The organism is Centipeda periodontii DSM 2778 (assembly GCF_000213975.1).
Lineage (GTDB): Bacteria > Bacillota > Negativicutes > Selenomonadales > Selenomonadaceae > Centipeda > Centipeda periodontii.
The window spans coordinates 2591793-2610520 of sequence record NZ_GL892076.1 but is presented as its reverse complement, the minus strand read 5'-3'; the positions used below and the strand labels follow the sequence as shown (position 1 = coordinate 2610520).

6 protein-coding genes are annotated in these 18728 nt (G+C 59.2%); 5 read left to right on the top strand and 1 reads right to left on the bottom strand.

What is annotated here, in order from left to right:
- Positions 1-205 precede the first annotated feature (205 nt).
- Entirely contained in the window at positions 206-6022 is a 5817-nt protein-coding gene (locus HMPREF9081_RS11965; RefSeq protein WP_006307668.1) for an autotransporter outer membrane beta-barrel domain-containing protein, read from the top strand.
- Between the two features lie 123 nt (positions 6023-6145).
- Here the strand turns inward: HMPREF9081_RS11965 and HMPREF9081_RS11960 are convergent, their stop codons facing one another.
- On the bottom strand, positions 6146-6544 hold the full coding sequence (locus HMPREF9081_RS11960) for a thioesterase family protein (RefSeq protein ID WP_040395215.1): 399 nt from the start codon (positions 6542-6544) through the stop codon (positions 6146-6148).
- A gap of 378 nt (positions 6545-6922) precedes the next feature.
- On the opposite strand from HMPREF9081_RS11960, the gene HMPREF9081_RS11955 reads away from it, so the two are divergent.
- The 4 genes from HMPREF9081_RS11955 (at position 6923) to HMPREF9081_RS11940 (ending at position 18691) form a co-directional block, all read left to right on the top strand.
- Positions 6923-16321, top strand: a complete 9399-nt coding sequence (locus tag HMPREF9081_RS11955) for a hypothetical protein (protein ID WP_006307665.1) — start codon at positions 6923-6925, stop codon at positions 16319-16321.
- A 253-nt stretch (positions 16322-16574) separates the two neighbouring features.
- Positions 16575-16889, top strand: a complete 315-nt coding sequence (locus HMPREF9081_RS11950; protein ID WP_006307664.1) for a hypothetical protein — start codon at positions 16575-16577, stop codon at positions 16887-16889.
- Positions 16890-16947: 58 nt separating this feature from the next.
- Entirely contained in the window at positions 16948-17928 is a 981-nt protein-coding gene (locus HMPREF9081_RS11945; protein WP_040395213.1) for a diaminopimelate dehydrogenase, read from the top strand.
- 136 nt (positions 17929-18064) lie between these two features.
- Positions 18065-18691, top strand: a complete 627-nt coding sequence (locus tag HMPREF9081_RS11940; RefSeq protein ID WP_006307662.1) for a class I SAM-dependent methyltransferase — start codon at positions 18065-18067, stop codon at positions 18689-18691.
- Positions 18692-18728 lie beyond the last annotated feature (37 nt).

Genomic DNA, 18728 nt, shown 5'->3' with positions numbered 1-18728 from the left:
AAGCCTGCCCCGCTACAGCGGGGAAGGGGGACCATGCGCAGCATGGTGGAAGGGGCGCCTTGAACGGCTGCCCCAAAACTTACGATTGACGTTTGCAGGCGAGCGTAATATAATAGATAAATGAGAAAATTTAATAGTTGGTGAACGCAGTGCACAGCGCTGCAAGGATGAGTTCTTTCCACCGTATAATGAAGGGGAGAAGACAATGCTCAAAGGAATGAAAGCAAAGCGGCAGCTCGCCGCATTCGTGGCGCTTGCCGTCGGCGGTGCGTTCGCGGGTGCGCCTGTGGCGTATGCGGCAGAGCGTACGGTTCATACTGGTGACAATATAAACAATGCGGACGGGTCGACGACGCGTCCCTATGGCAATATTGTCGGAACGGATCTGATGAATGGTTCTGTGACGGGCAACAAGCTTACCATTACTGCGAACACGGGAGGCATTGCTCCCATTGTGAACGGTGATGTTTCAGCGGGTGGTACGACCTCGACCACGAACGCAGTGACGGGCAATACCCTTATCATCAACAACATTAACCTTACAGGCAATGCCTACGGCGGCATCGGGCTGAATCAGGTCTATACGTCGGGGACGGCGCAGACGAATCCGAATACGCTGACGATGACCGGCGGCTCGGTCATGGGCAGCCTTATCGGCGCGCGCTCCATTGCGGGCGGCGCATCGAGCGGTGAGGTGACGCTCACGGGCGGCGCGGTCGATGCGAGGACGAATGCCTTTGCCATCGCGGGCGGCATGGGACATACCGATGCCATCAACAACAAGGTCACGCTTACGGGCGGCACGGTCACGGGCGCAGTCTATGGCGGCTACGCGGAGAACAGCGGCGCGAAGACCACGGGCAATACCGTCACCCTCGGCGATGCGAGCGGGAACTACAGCAACGGCACGCGGAGCGGTCCGTCCATCTACGGCGGCAACGACAGCGATTATACGAACAACCGCCTCGTTGTGCAGGCGAAGGGGATTACGGCGGACGCGGCGCAGAACTTTGCGACCTACGAGTTCCATCTGAATACGGGCATCGCGGCGGGCAACACCATGCTCACGCTGACCAACGGCAGCAATGCGCTTGGACGCACGGTGAACATCGGCGATATCAAGGTTGATGCGACGGGGTGGAGCGGTGCTGCGCGCACGGCGTACTACGGCGATGTCGGTACAGTCACGCTCATGGCGGACGGCAATACCACAAACAATGCATCGAATCTGAGCATTGCGGGGACATCGCGCACAGGCTGGGACGGCGACTACGAATACCAGATTACGGTGAACCCACAGACAAGTGGTCTGACAACGCGCAACTACGTCCGCGCGGCACTCCATCGCTATATGAACGCCAATGCAACATATAACAGCGCGGCGACAACGAGCAATACCATCTATGGCGGCTACTCCATTTGGGAGAACAAGGTCGTACAGGACAACAACCTGACCATCACGAACGCGGCGGGCACGATGACCGCGTACGGCGGCTATACATCCACGGGCGCGGATGCCGTGCGGAACAAGCTCACGATGACGGGCGGCATGGCGGCGAACCTTTACGGTGCGTATGCGACGGGAACGGGAAAGGTTGAGGATAACCATGTCAGCGTTTCGCGTGCATCGGGCAATACGGCGGCGACCGCCGTCACGGGAGAGATCATCGGCGCGCACTCGGCGGGAACGGGCGTCGTTCAGAAAAATACCGTCACCGTGGACAACGCGACCGTCGGCGGCAGCGTTACGGGTGCATCGGGCACGACGACGGTCAGCGAGAACAGTGTCACCATCCAAGGTGATGCCGTTACGAACACCGTTCACTCCGTCGTCGGCGGGAACGTGTTCGGGGCGTATATCGTGGGCGACAACACGGTTCAGCGCACGGCAGAGAAGAACAGCGTCACCATCACCGAGGGCGATGTGCAGGGCATCGTCTACGGCGTTTTCGGTGAGCTGTTCGGCGCGGGCAGCTCCTCCACCACGACGGTCACACCGACGGTGCAAAACAATACCGTTACCATCAGCGGCGGTGCGGTGAAGGATGTCCACGGCGTCCACATGGCGGGACAGGGCGGTAATACGGGCATCGGCACGGCGACGAATAACACCGTCACCATCTCTGACACGGCGAAGGTCGGCGGCACGCTCTACGGCGCGACGGCGAACGGCAATGCGAGACTTGATGCGAACAAGGTCAATATCACAGGCGGCACGCTCTCCGGTGATGTCTACGGCGCGTCGGGCGACGGCAAGGGAGCGGTGACGGGGAACATTGTTACCATCTCCGAGGGGAAAATCGCCGATAACATCATCGGCGGACGCAATACCGACACGGCGGTCGATGCGGGTGCGGTCACGGGCAGCAAGGTCACCGTTACGGGCGGCGAGATTCGCGGTCATATCTATGGCGGCGTGACCCATGCCGACCTTCCCTCCTCCAGCTCCACGACGGCGACCGCCTCGGGCGGCAATACCGTCACCATCACGGGCGGCACAATCGGCGGCAATCGTCCCGACGGTACGGTGCGCGGCAATATCTACGGCGGCTATGCCTATGGAACAAATAAGACCGTTGAGACGGGGAACACGGTCAACCTCGGCGCGGATGACGGCAGCTATACGGCGGATCTCACGAAGGCGACCATCTACGGCGGCGCGTCCTCGGCGACGGGCAACACGCTGAACGTCAAGGCGAACAAGACCGTCGAGGTGCGCGGCGTCCATAACTTCGAGAACTATAAGTTCTGGATTACGAAGGACACGCAGGCGGGCGACACGATGCTGAAGCTCACCGACCACAACGGATTTGATAACCTCTATTCGGGCACGCGCCGTGTCAATTTCTCCAACGTCGATGTCGACCTGACGAATATGTCCGCAAAGCAGATAGCGGGCGAGATCACCCTCATCGACGGGTCGCACGCAAACGCGCTCGAGTTTGACAACTACAATCCGCGCGGTACGTCCGCACCAACCGCCTCGAACGGCGACTATGAGTATGCCCTGCGTACGGATACGGACACCTATCAGGGTCAGAAGGTGCTCATGGAGTACAACCGCTATCAGAACGGTGTCATGGCATACGATGCGACGAGCACATCGACGGACTGGTTCGCGGGTCTCTCGCGCGGCGGGCATACGACGGAGAACAACCATCTCACCATCAACGCTCCGCTCAGCCGCAGCATCACGGCATACGGAGCAAAGACGATGGGCGCGTCGGGCGGTTCCGGCGGCACGAAGGGAAATATCCTCGATATCCAGTCCACGGGCACGAACGATGCCTATGAGGTCACGCGCGCATACGGCGGCTACATCGACCGCAGTACGAACGCGGACACTGTGGCGAACAACGTCCTGCGCATGGCGGGCGGCAGAGCGGGTACGCTCTACGGCGGCTACTCGGCGGGGACGGGCAGCGTTACGAAGAACACCGTGCAGGTCACGGACGGCACGGTTACGGGCGATATCTATGCGGGCTATGCTGCGACCGCAGGAAATGCGACGAGCAATACGCTGATCCTCGGCAAGGACGACGGCACGTACAGCGCGACCATCGCGGGCGAGATTTACGGCAGCAATGCCGCCACGGGTACGGGCAACACCCTCGTCGTACAGGCGGGCAACGTTTCTGTGCAGAAGGTACACAACTTCGACACGTTTAACTTCATTCTCCACAACAACAGTCTCATGGACGGCACGATGCTCAAGATCGAGCAGACGGGCGGTCTTGGCGGTACAGTCAACTTCGGCAATATCAAGGCAGATGTGTCGAAATTCGCCATTGATAAATCGTGGATGGGCTCGCGCTCGGTGAAGCTCATCGAGAGTACGGGCGCGATGAATTTCTTGAACTACGCCGCGACGCCGGTGCCGCTCAGCAATCCGAACGACCCCTACGAAGCTCTCATCCAAACGAATACCAAGATAGGGCAGGGGGCGAACGTCCTCTTGACATTCAACCGGCTGTACAGCGGTCATCAGCTCTACGGCGCGACGAACGCCACGCTCACGGCGGAGGAGGTGTTCCGCCAGAGCGCAGATGCCGACCAAGAGCTCTATACGGGAATCTCGGAGCTGGGCAACGACGTGCATGACAACACGCTCCGCATCACGGGACTCGGCGCGAACGGTCTCTCGCACTTTGCGGCGGCAGGCTATACGACGGGCGCAGCGGGTGACTTGACGAACAACGCACTCACACTGAGCAGTGCAAATGCACTCACCATCCGCAATGTCTATGGCGGCTACGCCGCGAATACGGCGTCGGCGGCAAAGGTCACGGGGAACTCCGTCACGCTCACGCACGGCGCGCTTTCGGCGGATAACGTCTACGGCGGCTATACGGCGGGCTCGGACAAGGCGGAGTCGAACAAGGTGCTCGTGACGGGCGGCTCGGTATCGCTCACACCCGTTGTGAGCAGCGCCATCTCGGGTGCGATCTATGGCGGTGCTTCGGTGAGCGGTGATGCGGAAAAGAACGAGATCGACCTCCACGCGGTCAGCATCACGGGCGATGTCGTCGGCGGGCAGGGCACTGATGCAAAGGACAACACGGTCACACTGCGCGGAACGCAGATCTCGGGCACGGTCTACGGTGGCAGACTCGCAGATGGCAGGACCTCGGCGGTGGTCGGCAACGGCAACACACTGAACATCTATGATATGGGCACGAAGGTCGGCTACTTCGAGCCGGTCGAAAAGCTCAATTTCTACCTCTCAGAGAAAGCCGATCCCACGCGCTCCATGTTGACCACGACACAGGCGAAGAACAAGGATCTGCGCGGCACGACCATTACGGTGGAACTGAGCGGCGACCATACGCCCATCCATAACGGCGATGTCGTGAAGCTCGTCACGCTGCCGAATGGGAACAATCTCGATATCGACAGCGCGTACGCAAACCAGACATATAAGACGACGCAGGGAGTCACGCTGAACTACAACTACGGACTCGAGACGCGCAACACAGCGAGCAACTCTACGGTCAACCGCAACGAGCTGATCGCTCGCATCAAGGGCGTTACGGTGAACGACCAATCGAAATCGCTCGTCGAGACGCAGTCGGCGGCGATCGCCTTCCTCACAAGCGGCTCCGACCTCCTCACCGACGTCGGTATCCCCGCAGCCGAGACAGCGGCAACACAGATTGCGGACATTGTGGATGCACCGCTTGCGAGCGGCGAGAAGAACTCCGGTGCCACGGCGGCACCGCTCTCGAACCTCGGCAGCTATCAGCTGTTCGCGGCGCAGAGCTTCGGCAATATGCGTCTCAAGACCGGCTCCTATGTCGATACGAAGGGCTGGAACCTCAATGTCGGTTTTGCGCGTCGCAACGAGATGCTTAGCAGCTCACTCACCTTCGGCCCCTTTATCGAGTATGGGCGCGGCTCCTATGACTCCTATCTGGACGACGGCACGCACGGCGACGGCAAGACAAGCTACATCGGCTTCGGTGTTATGGCAAAGTCGGTCAGCGACAGCGGTACGTACTTCGAGGGCAGCCTGCGCGTCGGCAGGGCAAAGAGCGACTACAGCGGCACAGTCGGCACACGCGCAACGAGCTACGATGGCTCAAGCACGTATTTTGCGGGGCATCTCGGCATCGGGCACAAGACGGAGTTCGACAGCGGCAACAAGTTCGAGACCTATGCGAAGTACTTCTATGCACATCAGGCGGGTACGAGTGCGAAGCTATCGAGCGGCGAAACGTATGACTTCGGTGCATCCAGCTCGAGCCGTATTCGCTTCGGCACGCGTTACACCATGAAGAACGACATGGACGGCGAATTTTACGCAGGACTTGCGTGGGAGTACGAATTCGACGGCAAGGGCACGGCATCCTATCAGGGCTTTGACCTGCCGAGTACGAGCCTCAAGGGAGGTACGACACTCTTCGAACTCGGCTACCGTTTCGCTCCCGTGGACAGCACCGTCAGCTACGGGCTGAACCTCACGGGCTTCAAGGGCAAGCGCAAGGGATTCACGGGCGGATTCAACATCGCTTGGGCATTCTAACAGCCCCTAGCCTTCCCCGTTTGACGGGGAAGGGGGACGGCGTAAGCGGTGGAATGGGAACAATAAAACGGACGGCGGTACGAAGTGTGAACTTCGTACCGCCGTCCATTTTATTGCGTTATATCAGCGCTTCCCCTCTGTCTTTGCCATGAATTTCTCCACGGAGACGGCGAAGCGCGTGTGCGTGCCGCTGCCGATCTCCTCGCGCTCGTCGTACGCCGTTACCTTAAGTGAGATTGCGCGCCCGTCCACCGTCGTCACCTCGGCGATGGCACGTACCGTCAGCCCCGTCGGCGTCGCTGCACGGTGTTTGATATGCAGCTCCGTGCCGACCGTCGTCCAGCCCTCGGGGCAGTTCATTTGACAGAGCTCTGCCGCCGCGCGCTCCATCAGCGCAGCCATCGCAGGTGTTGCGTACACCGCGAGCGAACCGCTGCCGACCGTCACCGCCGTATTTGCGTCCGTTACCGTGTCCACTGCCTCATGCGTCATGCCGACGGCGATCTTGCTTGTGTAGTCCATGTAAATTCTCCTTTGTATTGATACCGCATCCTCACCCATGTCAATCGCCGCGCACCATCTCCTACGCACATTATAAACACAATACACATACCTGTCCAGAAAAATGTAAATCATGGCACTTTGCACGTGATTTTGTTGCAGTGCGCACAAATCAGGAGGCTGTTTCCTATATAAAGGAAATTTGTATTTATCACATTCATCTTTCGATAAATTTTTCACAAAAAAAGAAGGAAATCATTAGAAACGTCGTTGACAATGACAATAGTCCTCATGTAGTATAAGGAAATGTGTAATGAATCTCAATCTATGGTTGGGATATGCAAGAGTATTCCTGTGATGGAATCAAAATCCCTTGTATAAGCATTAGAGGAGGAGCACATGTTCAACGGATTGAAGGCACAGCGACGGCTGGCACTGTATGTTGCATTGGGGGTATCTGCGGGCAGCTGCACTTTTTTGGACGCATCGATGGTGTACGCGGCGGATGTGACGGTCGGTGTATCGGATAATCGTACCAGTGACGTTATTGGAGGATCGACAGATGGTAATACGGTGACAATTGGAGCAACGGGCGGCGGCAATCACCCCGTTATCAGTGCCAATGTCGTAGGCGGTACATCCGCGAATCCAACGGGGAATACCGTTACCATCAACAGCGCTCATGTTACGGGCAGTCTTGGCGTTCTTGGCGGTTTTACCTCAAACGGTGCGGTAACAAACAATAAAGTGTTCCTCAACGGCGGTACAGTGGGGAATATTTATGGTGCGCTCTCCACCGGTGGGGGCACAGCAACGGGAAATGAACTGACCATCAACGACGGTTCTGCTGGAAATGTTATTGGCGGTGCCGCATCTGCGGGCGCAGGTGCGATAGGAAACAAGGTGTTCCTCAATGGCGGTACGATTTCGGGCACGGTTGCCGGTGGCTACGGGGCAAATGCTACCGCTGCTACTGGGAACACTATCACAATTACGGGAGGTACGTTTAGCAGCGATATCTATGGTGGTTACTCAAGCACTACGAGTACGAACACCTCTGGCAATATTGTCAATATTGGAGCCGGAGGAAGTAGTTATGGAGCAAATTTGACCGGGGCGAGGATTTATGGTGGGCGGAATACCAACAATGTGACGGGCAACACGCTCAATGTCAACACCTCGGGCATCGTCGTCAGGACGGCACGGAACTTCGAGAAATATAACTTCAACCTCACAACGGGTGTCACCGCCGGCTCGACCATGCTCAAGGTGACAGACAGCGGCGGTTTCGGCGCGACGCCCGATGTACAGTGGAGCAAGATCACGCTGAACGCCGAGGGCTGGAATGCCGATACGACGAAGTATGGCCGTCTCGGTACAATGGAACTGCTGCGTACGGGAAGCGGTGCCGATCTGAAGATATTCAACACCGCGGCGCTCGACCGCAAGGCAACGAGCGGCGACTTCGAGTACCACATGTATACAGATGTGGCAACGCCTCCGATGTCGTTCTTCGGATATAATATGGTGAACTATGTGCGTGCCGACATCGACCGCTTTAAGAACGCTGACGCAACGGCAGATAACGTCACAGGCACAGCTGTCTATGGCGGTTATTCGAGTCTCGGTAATACGACGACGAACAACAAGATCAAGATTACGAATACGAACAATACGAATCTGACCGTCTACGGTGGCTACACGGCGGGAGACGGCAATGCGACGAACAACCATGTCACGATTACGGCGACGGGCAAGGTAAAGGCGGCGTACGGCGGTTATGCGACGGCGGCAAACGGCAAGGCAGAGGACAATACCGTCACCGTAGAGACGGGTGGCTGGGTCGATGACAACTCGTACGCTGGTTGGGCAAAGGGGGCTGTGAACCGCAATATCTTCACCGTCAAGGGACATGCCGATTGGTCGGTCTACGGCGGCAAGCTGGACGGCAGTGGCACGGCTGAGGGCAACGAAGTCCGCGTCGAGGGCGGCTTGGTAAAGGGCTATGCCACCGGTGCGGTCGGAGGAGCCAATTCAACTGTGACCGGAAACAAGGTCACGGTAACGGGCGGTACGGTCAAGAAAAATATCTCAGGCGGACAGTCTTCGGGGGCAAACGGAAAGGTGACGGGGAATACTGTCGCCATCACGGACAGCAGTACCGTCGAGGGCATCGTCAACGGCGGACATATGACGGGCGACGGGACTGCCTCGGGCAACGAGGTCACGATCTCGGGCAGTACGATCAAGCAGTCTGTCAACGGTGGCTACAGCAGTGCAAGCGGCACTGTAACAGGCAATACGATCACGGTATCGGGCAGCAGTACACTCGAGAAAGCCGTGTACGGCGGCTATGCGGATACCACCGGCACGGTGACGGGGAATATCGTCAATATCTCGGACGGTACGTTCCAAAAGCGCGTGTACGGCGGCTATTCAGATAAGTCCGGAACGGTGACGGGCAACAAGGTCACGATTACGGGCGGCACATTCCAAGACCATGTCTATGGCGGTGCGGGCGGCGATAACGGTTCTGCCTATACCGCGCAGAACTTTGCTGCAAACAACAATACCGTCACGATCGCGGGCGGCACGTTCAGCGGCAATATCTACGGCGGCGTGTCGTGGAAGCTGAATGGCACGGCGACGGGCAACACCGTCAACCTTGGCGATGACACGCATACAGATATCTCGGGTACAACGCTTACAAATGCCGATATCTATGGCGGAAAATACAGCGGAAACGGGACGGGGACAGGCGATTATGTGACGGGCAATACGCTCAGCGTCAACGCCAAGAATGCTGCGGCGAAGTCCGTCAACAATTTCGAGAACTACAAATTCAAACTGAACAGCGCAACTGCGTTCGGCGATACAATGCTGACCGTCACCAATGCGGGCGATTTCGCGGGCACGGGCGTTGACTGGAGCAAGCTCACCGTTGATCGAACGGCTCTTTCGGATGTCTCGAGTCTGCACGGCATCCAGCGCATTACCCTCCTGAAGCGCAGCAACGCCGCCGATACGCTGAAATTCCAGAACTATGGGGCGACGGAGAACGGCACAGCGACTGAGACGCATGAGTTCGGTCTCGTGACGGATACGGATACAGACGAAACGAATGCCGTATTGTTCGAGGTCAGCCGGTTCAAGGGCAGCGAGGTCGCGTATGACGGCACGACAGAGACGTATGCGGGTGCATACGGCAAGGAGCTCTATGGCGGACTTTCGCGCTATGGTCATACGACGACGGGCAACACGCTGACGGTCACGGGACTTCGCGGCACGGACGATCCGCAGTACGCCTTCGGCGGCATTAATAAGGGGGTGACGGGCGATGTCAAAAACAATACGCTGAACATCGACCTTGCGAATGCCGGCGATACGATCGACGAGGTGTATGCGGGCGAGGCGGAGAATGCAAACAATGCGGGCGAGGTCTCGGGCAACATCGCCAATATGAAGAAGGGGACGGTTAACAAGCTCTATGGCGGTCACACCTTTGGCACGGGTGCGGTCAAGGACAACACCGTCAATTTCTCGGGCGGCACAGCGACGGACTACGTCGCGGGCGCTTATGTGGACAATACCGCGAACGCCGCCGATATCACGGGCAACAAGGTCGTCTTTACCGGCGGAACCGCCGTCGCTGTTGAGGGTGGCGCGGGCAAAGGTGCGGGCGCACTCAAGAACAATACGGTCACATTCAGCGGCGCAGGCAGTACGGCGGACACGCTGCGCGGCGCAAATTCCGAGGGGCAGGGGCTTGTCGAGGAGAACAGTGTCACGATCTCGGGCGGCACGGTGGCGCATGCCTACGGTGCGGTCACGGACGGTACAGGCATCGCGACGAAGAACTATGTCACGGTTTCGGGTGGCACGGTGAATACCGAGATTGCGGGCGGTGTCGGCTACAATGTGACAGCGAATACCGTCACGATCTCGGGCGGCACCGTCGGCGGGGATATCTACGGCGGCAGGGCGGCAGGTCCCGGCAGTAGCGCCTCGGGCAACACCGTGAACCTCGGTGCGGAGAACGGCACCTACACGGCGGACCTCACGAATGCGGCACTCCACGGCGACAATGATGCCGGTACGGGGGCGACGCTCAATGTCCGTGCGAAGAACATTACGACAAAGTCTGCCGACAAATTTGCGAACTACAAGTTCCATCTGAATGACGATATCGCGCAGAACGGCGGCTCGATGCTGATGCTGACCGAGAATAATGGATTCAACGGCGGCAATCCGTTCGATTGGACGAAGCTCGATGTCGATACGACGGGGCTCTCGGGCAATACGGTCATCGGCAACGCGACCCTCCTCACGGGTACGACAAACGGGCTGAAGTTCTCGAATTATGCAGGACGTAATAAGACAACCGCTGCGACAAACGGTGACTACGAGACAGCACTGCGCACGGACACGAACACGGATACGGCGACAAAGGTCATCCTCGACTACAACCGCTTCCAAAACAATACCAATGCGACGTATGACGGATCGACCCCGGCGACAACGCTGCCGGACGGCACAACCGAAATCTACGGCGGTATTTCCTATGCGGGCAATACCACCACGAACAACCATCTGACGGTGACGGGCGTGCAGGGGAATCTGACCTCGGCTTACGGTGGTAAGACGGCAGGTGCAAGGGGCGATGCCACAGGGAACAGTGTAACGGTCGAGCAGACGGGCACGGGGGCAATCTCCAACGTTATTGGCGGGTCCACTTCCTCGCAGGAGGCAACGGCAAAGGCGAAGGACAATACCGTCACGATCAAGGACGGTACATTTGGCGCAGTCTATGGCGGATATGTCACGCATGCCGCAAATGCGACGGACAATCATGTCCGAATCGAGGGCGGCACGGTGCAGAATGCCGTTGTCGGCGGCGGCGGTACAAGCACGGCGACGGGCAGTATGTCGGACAACAGTGTCACCATCACGGGCGGCACGGTCACGGGCTATGTGATCGGCGGTGATGCGCGCGTACTGACAAGCACGTCCAACAAGAATGTCATCAACCTTGGCGACGATACGGGCACGTATGCGGCGAACCTTTCGGGTGCGCAACTCTGGGGGACAAGCTATAATGGTAACGTCCTCGCGAATGATGACGCAAAGCTTGCGGACAATACGCTGAACATCAAGGCGAAGAACAGCGCAGAGGTCGCAAAGGTGCGCAATGTGCAGAAGTTCAATTTCCTCCTGCACGATGATACGACAAAGACCGCGCCGCTGCTGACCATCGCGGATGCGGACGGATTCGGCAAGGTTTCCGCCGATAACTCCGATGTCAAGGTGGCATGGGCAAACGTCACGGCTGACCCGTCACGGATCACAACGGCGGTGGATGCGGCGACGGTGCAGGGGAAGAATACCTATACACTGATGCGCGGCGCGAACAATGCGCTGAAGTTCAGCGACTACGCCGCACGCTACGATACGCACGGTGGTGTCTATGAGACGGGGCTGCGCACGGACACGGGCACGAATACGGCGACCGAGGTGCTCTACGAGGTCAACCGCTTCAAGGACGGTCGCGTCACCTATACAGCGGCATCGGCAGGCGATGCGTTCGGCGGTTACTCCGCATTCGGCAACAAGACTGAGGGCAACAAGCTGACGATCGAGGGCGTGACAGGGGCGCTTGCCGCAGCGTATGGTGCGCAGACCGCAGGAACTGCAGGCGACTCCGTGGGGAACGCGGTGACACTCGTGGGAACGGGCACAGGCGCGGTCACGAATGTCTACGGCGGCGCGATTACGAACGCGGCAAACACCGGCGATGTGACGGGCAATACGGTGACGCTCACGGGCGGCACGGTGACGGATGCGGTCTACGGCGGCTATACGAACGGCTCGGGCAAGACAACGGGCAACCATGTGAACCTCGGCGACGGCTCTGCGGCGACGCTCGCGGCGGGCACGAACCTCGACAACGCCGCGCTTTACGGCGGCAATCAGTCCGACGTGACGGGCAACACGCTGAACGTCATGGTGAAGGATGCAAAGGTACAGAAGGCGCAGAACTTCGAGAACTACACATTCCATCTGACGGATCACATTGCGGCGGACAAGCCGTCGAGCGGCAGGATTGACGACAGCTTTACGCGAAGCACGGGCACGATGCTGACACTCGCGAACGGGTTTGACGGGCAGGAGGCCGACTGGTCGAAGGTCACGATCGACACCTCGCGCCTCTCCGCCGACAAGACGCTCGGCGCGATCACCCTCATGAAGAGCGATACGGCAAACGGGCTGACGTTCCGGAACTATGCGCCGATTGCGCGTGAGGCGGGCGTGACGAGCGGCGACTACGAGGTCGTCCAGCGCACGGATACCACCGACACGGGGACAACCGTGCGTGCGACAACCGTCCTCATCGATGTGAACCGCTACAAGAATGGCAATGTCACCTATGACGGCACGAGCGGCACGAAGACCTATGCCGGTGTTTCCTATGGCGGGAATACGGCGGAGAACAACACGATGACGCTCACGGGCATCGCTGCGGGCGATACCGTCCAGTATCTCTCGGGCGGGCGCTCGGAGGGGACTGCGGGCGGCGCGGTCAACAACACAGTGAATCTCGTCGGTACAGGTGCAGGTACGCTCGGAGAGGTATACGGCGGTCATGTCGGAAATGCGGCAAATGCGGCGGGTGCGACGGGCAACACGGTCAACATCACGGGCGGTTCGGCGCAGACGATCTACGGCGGCTATACAAACGGCGCGGGCAAGACCACGGGCAACACGGTGAACCTCGGCGACGGCACAGGGTTTGCGGCGGGCGCAGATTTCTCGAACACCTCCATTTACGGCGGCAGCAAGGCGGATGATGTCACAGGCAACACGCTGAACGTCAAGGGGAAGGATATGACCGTGGGGGCGGTGGGCAATTTCGATGTCTACAAGTTCCACCTGAACGATGCGATCCGATCCGGTGACACGATGCTGAACCTCGCACAGGCGGGCGGCTTTACTGCCCCGACAGACTTTGCGCGCATCGACGTGGATGAGAATACGCTTCATGCGTGGGGCGCGAACAAGCAGGGCGCGAACCACATTACGCTGCTCAGTGCCGCGGGCATGCATTTTACGGGGAATACGCCCGCGCGTCTCCTCCGTGTACAGGACGGTGTGGAGTACGGTATTCATACCGATACGGGGACGAATACGGCGGACAAGGTCATGCTGGACGCAAACCGCTTCAAGGACGGTGCCGTCGAATACACGGCGGCATCGGCGGGCGAGGCGCTCGGCGGTTACTCCGCTCTCGGCAATACGACGGAAAACAATACACTCACCGTTACGGGGGTCGCCCCAGGTGCGTCTGTCAGTGCGTACGGCGGCAAAACCGTCGGTGCGCACGGCGGCGCGAAGGACAACAAGGTGCTTGTGAACGGCACGGGCGAAGGCTCGCTTACAAATGTCTACGGCGGTGCAGTCACGAATGCAGGCGGCGGCGATGTCACGGGCAATACGGTGACGCTCACGGGCGGCACGGTGACGGGCGATGTCTACGGCGGCTACACGGCGGGCGCGGGTGCGACCACGGGCAATATTGTGAATCTCGCGGGCGGCAGTGTCGGCGGCACGGTCGCGGGCGGCAACAAGGGGGCGGCAGGAAATGCGCTGCATGTCACAGGACCGGTCACGGCGGGGCAGCTTGCAAACTTTGAGACGGTCAGCCTGACGGCGAACCGGGATATGGTCGGTAGGACGCTTCTCACCGTCAATGGCGGTGCGGCGACCACGGGGCTTGACTGGCAGAAGCTGACGGCGGATGTCACGATGGACAGCATCGGCGTGAAGAGCTATGAGGCGACGCGTGTCACGCTGATGGCAAACGACAAGGGCATTGACTTCGGCACGGGCTATCACGGGGCAAAGGAACTGTCTGCCCCGGACGGGTACGAGATCGGCATTGATACCGACACCCATGCGGGCAACGGCAAGGCGGTCTATGCGGACGGCTACCGCTTCAAAGGAAACACGGCGGCGACCTACGGGGCGTCGGACAGCGCACATGAATTTGCGTGGGGCGGACGCTCGGAGCTCGGCAAGACGGCAGAGGACAATGTCCTCACCGTCACGGGTGGCACGATCACGGATACGGCGTACGGCGGCACGTCGCGCAGGGGCAAGGCACAGAATAACAAGCTCGTTATGCGCGGCGGTGAGGCACAGACACTGAAGGGCGGCTTTGGCGAATCGGCATCGGGCAATACGGTCGATGTCTTCGGCGGCACGGTGCGCGGCGATGTCTACGGCGGTCACGCGACGGCGGGCGATGCGGCGGGCAATACGGTGAACCTCCTTGCACCCGTTACCGTGGGCGGAACGATCCACGGCGGTATGGCAAGCGGAGCAAGCACGAACAACACACTTGCCGTGCATTCGTTCGGCGCGAAGGCGAAGGATATTGACAATGTGCAGAATCTGCATTTCTATCTGCCGGTGGGTACAACCTCTGCAGAGACGCGGACGATGCTGACGCTCACGAATGCACCTGTGGTCAAGGATATCAGCACGCTGAACCTCGGTGTGGCGGCGGTTGCGGCGGATGCGCGTGCGCTCCGTCCCGGCGATGCGGTGAGTCTGCTCAAGACGAACGGCACGCTGACAACGGCTACACAGCTGCGGAATACGGGCAATGCACGGACGATGTCAGCATCGCACGGCGGGATTCTCGACTATACGCTCAGCCTTGCAAAGCGCGGAGAGAACGAACTCATCGCGACGGTCGAAACGGTCACAGTAAACGATCGGAGCAAATCTCCGGTCGAGACACGTGCGGCAGCGACAGCAGCGATCAATGCGGGGGCTGATCTCCTGACCAATATGGGGATGGCGGCTGCAGCGGATGCTGCGGGCACGATCTCTGCGCAGACACTGCCGACGGCTTCTGAACAGTCGGTGGTGAATGAGGACAGCTCGTTTGAGGTCGACGAGGAGTCCTCCGTCGCAGATCCCGCAGACGAGGTCGGGGCGGACACAGGCAAATATCAGCTGTGGGCGGCGCAGGGCGGCTCCAATATGCGGATCAACTCCGGCTCCTATGTGGACGCGAAGGGATGGAACCTCAATGTCGGATTCGCAAGAGAAAACAAGGTGAACGATGCCACGCTGATGTACGGTCCCTTTGTCGAGTACGGGCGCAGCTCGTATGATTCCTATCTGGACGACGGCACGCACGGAAGCGGCAAAGTGAGTTACATCGGCGGCGGCGTGATGGCAAAACTGACGCAGGAGAGCGGCAGCTATATCGAGGGCAGTCTGCGCGCGGGTCGTCTCTCGCGCGACTATACGGGCAGCGGTGATGCCGCAGATCTGAGCTACGATGATTCGAGCACGTATTTTGCGGGGCATATCGGGCTTGGACAGGAGTGGAAACTCGCAGGCGGAGACAAGATTGAGGGCTACGCGAAGTATTTCTACTCCCATCAGGGCGGAAATACGACGACGCTGCGCTCGGGTGCGGAGCTCGACTTTGGCGACGTGAATTCGCACCGTCTCCGCGTTGGTGCGCGCTATACGCACGCGGACAGTGCGCGCAGCGAGGTCTATGCGGGACTCGCATATGAGTACGAATTTGACGGCGGGGCAACGGCGACCTATCAGGGCTACGCGACCCCGAGTCCGTCCATCGGAGGCGGCACGGGCATTCTGGAGCTCGGCTACCGCTTCGCACCGAAATCCGGTAGCGTCAGCTACGGTGTGAACCTCATGGGCATGCAGGGCAAGCGCGATGGCATTGCGGGCAGCGTTCAGGTCAACTGGGCGTTCTGAGACGTTTCACATAATATAGAAAAGCGAGGCTGCCGATCGAAGATCACCTTCGGTCGGCAGCCCTAGTTTTTATTCGCGCATCCTCCCGTGGGCTTGTTTTATCCTATATGGCAGTATTCGGCAAGGGGAAGACCTGAAAGTATCCGTGCTCCTCTGTATACAGAATTATTTTTATCGAGCGGTTGCGTGTGTGGGAGAATCGTTCTATAATAAGGAACGCCCATAATGGCAGGATATAAAAGAGGTGATACGAGTGAGTGATACGTACAGTGTCGCCATCAGCTATGGCGACGTTCTCGGTTGGATTGATTATGACGCAGCCTCGCATTCGGCGACGGTGAACCTTGCGGATGAGAAAGGGCGCACGGCGGTGGAGGATTTTCTCGCCGTCGATCATGAGGTCGAGGTGCCGCATAAGACGCTGATGGACTTCACGAAGGAGACCGTCACTCCGCTCGCGGATCGGGAGAGCTTCGAACTGGCTCTCACACGCCTGTGGAACGAGACGAATGTCCAGGTGGACTGGTCGCGTCCCGTCGACTATGTGAAGGCACACCCGCATTACTGAGGAAAGCCGTTTCCTCGAAGGTTTTACGCCGTCCGAGGGGATGGCGGAAGGAGTTTTTATGATTCGTATTGGTATTCTTGGCTATGGAAATCTTGGACGCGGCGTGGAGTACGCCGTGGAGGCAAATGAGGATATGGAGCTCGTCGCCGTGTTCACGCGCCGCGCTCCCGCGTCGGTGAAGCCGCGCACGAATGTGCCCGTAGTTGCTGCGGATAAGGCGGCAGAGTGGAAGGACAAGGTCGACGTTCTGATCCTCTGCGGCGGTTCTGCGACCGATCTACCAAAGCAGACGCCGGAGTTTGCAAAGCTGTTCAATGTGGTTGACAGCTTCGATACGCACGCCAATATCCCCGCGCATTTCGCGGCGGTGGATGCGGCAGCAAAGGCAGCGGGGCATGTCGGCGTGATCTCGGTCGGCTGGGATCCGGGGCTGTTTTCACTCGCACGCGTCTACGGCAACGCAGTGCTCACGGGCGGCACGGACTATACGTTCTGGGGACGCGGTGTCAGTCAGGGGCACTCGGATGCGATTCGCCGCGTGCCGGGGGTCAAGGATGCCAAGCAGTATACCGTACCCGTTCCCGCTGCGCTCGAGGCGGTGCGCAGCGGCGCGAATCCGACGCTCTCGACGCGCGAGAAGCATACGCGTGAATGCTACGTTGTGCTCGAGGAGGGCGCGGACGCGGCTGCGGTGGAGAAGGCGATCGTGACGATGCCGAACTATTTTTCGGACTACGACACGACGGTGCACTTTATCAGCGAGGAGGAGCTGCAGCGCGATCATGCGGGACTTCCCCATGCGGGCTTTGTCGTGCGCTCCGGCGCGACGGGCAAGGGGGGCGAGCATAAGCATGTGATCGAGTTCAATCTGAAGCTCGACTCAAACCCCGAGTTCACGGCGTGTGTCCTCGCTGCCTATGCGCGCGCTGCGCACCGTCTCGCGTCCGAGGGCGCGAAGGGCTGCAAGACCGTGCTTGACATTGCTCCTGCCTATCTCTCAGCAAAGAGCGGCGAGGAGCTGCGCAAGGCGCTGCTGTAAAATCTACATACCCCCAGCCTGCCCCGCTTGCGGGGAAGGGGAACCGCGAAGCGGTGGAAGAGGCACGAGCAGGGCTGCTGTACGAAGCGAAAGTTTCGACGAGCAGCCCTTTTCTTCATCAGAAAGGAGGAGCAGCATGGGTCTGCTTCGTAAATTTTTCAGCAATATGGGAAACCCCCAAGGGAAGATGGGTAAATTTGTCATCGCCATGATGAATCGTGGTCATGCGGGCATTGCGGCGTGGGGCTTTTCACATCTCGACATGCAAGGGGACGAGCAGGTGCTTGACTGCGGCTGCGGCGGAGGTGCGAACATCGCCGTATTCCTCCGTATGGTGGATGAGGGGCATGTGACGGGCCTCGACTACTCGACTGTCTCCGTGGAAAAGGCGCGGGAGGTAAACCGTGCGGCAATCGAGGCGGGGTGCTGTGCGATCGTGCAGGGGAATGTACTGGAGCTGCCGTTTGAAAGGGATCGTTTCGACGTTGTTACGGCATTCGAGACAGTGTACTTCTGGCCGGAGATTGCGCGCTGCTTTACCGAAATTCATCGTGTGCTGAAAGCGGGCGGCGTATTCATGATTACGAACGAAACAAGCGGCAAGACGGGCGCACATGAAAAGTGGCAGAAACTCGTTGATGGACTGTCTGTCTATACGGGTGAGGAACTTGAGGCACTGCTCACGGGCGCAGGCTTTGCGCGCGTCGTCATCGACGAGGATGTGAAGCACGACCGCCTTAATGTACGGGCGTATAAGGCGTGAGGTTTAGGAGTCACTGATAAATTCAGCACCGCCATCT

What these genes read in the sequence shown, in the direction of transcription:
- HMPREF9081_RS11965 (WP_006307668.1), top strand. Translation starts at nt 206, where the DNA reads ATGCTCAAAGGAATGAAAGCAAAGCGGCAGCTCGCCGCATTCGTGGCG.
- HMPREF9081_RS11960 (WP_040395215.1), bottom strand. Translation starts at nt 6,544, where the DNA reads ATGGACTACACAAGCAAGATCGCCGTCGGCATGACGCATGAGGCAGTG.
- HMPREF9081_RS11955 (WP_006307665.1), top strand. Translation starts at nt 6,923, where the DNA reads ATGTTCAACGGATTGAAGGCACAGCGACGGCTGGCACTGTATGTTGCA.
- HMPREF9081_RS11945 (WP_040395213.1), top strand. Translation starts at nt 16,948, where the DNA reads ATGATTCGTATTGGTATTCTTGGCTATGGAAATCTTGGACGCGGCGTG.
- HMPREF9081_RS11940 (WP_006307662.1), top strand. Translation starts at nt 18,065, where the DNA reads ATGGGTCTGCTTCGTAAATTTTTCAGCAATATGGGAAACCCCCAAGGG.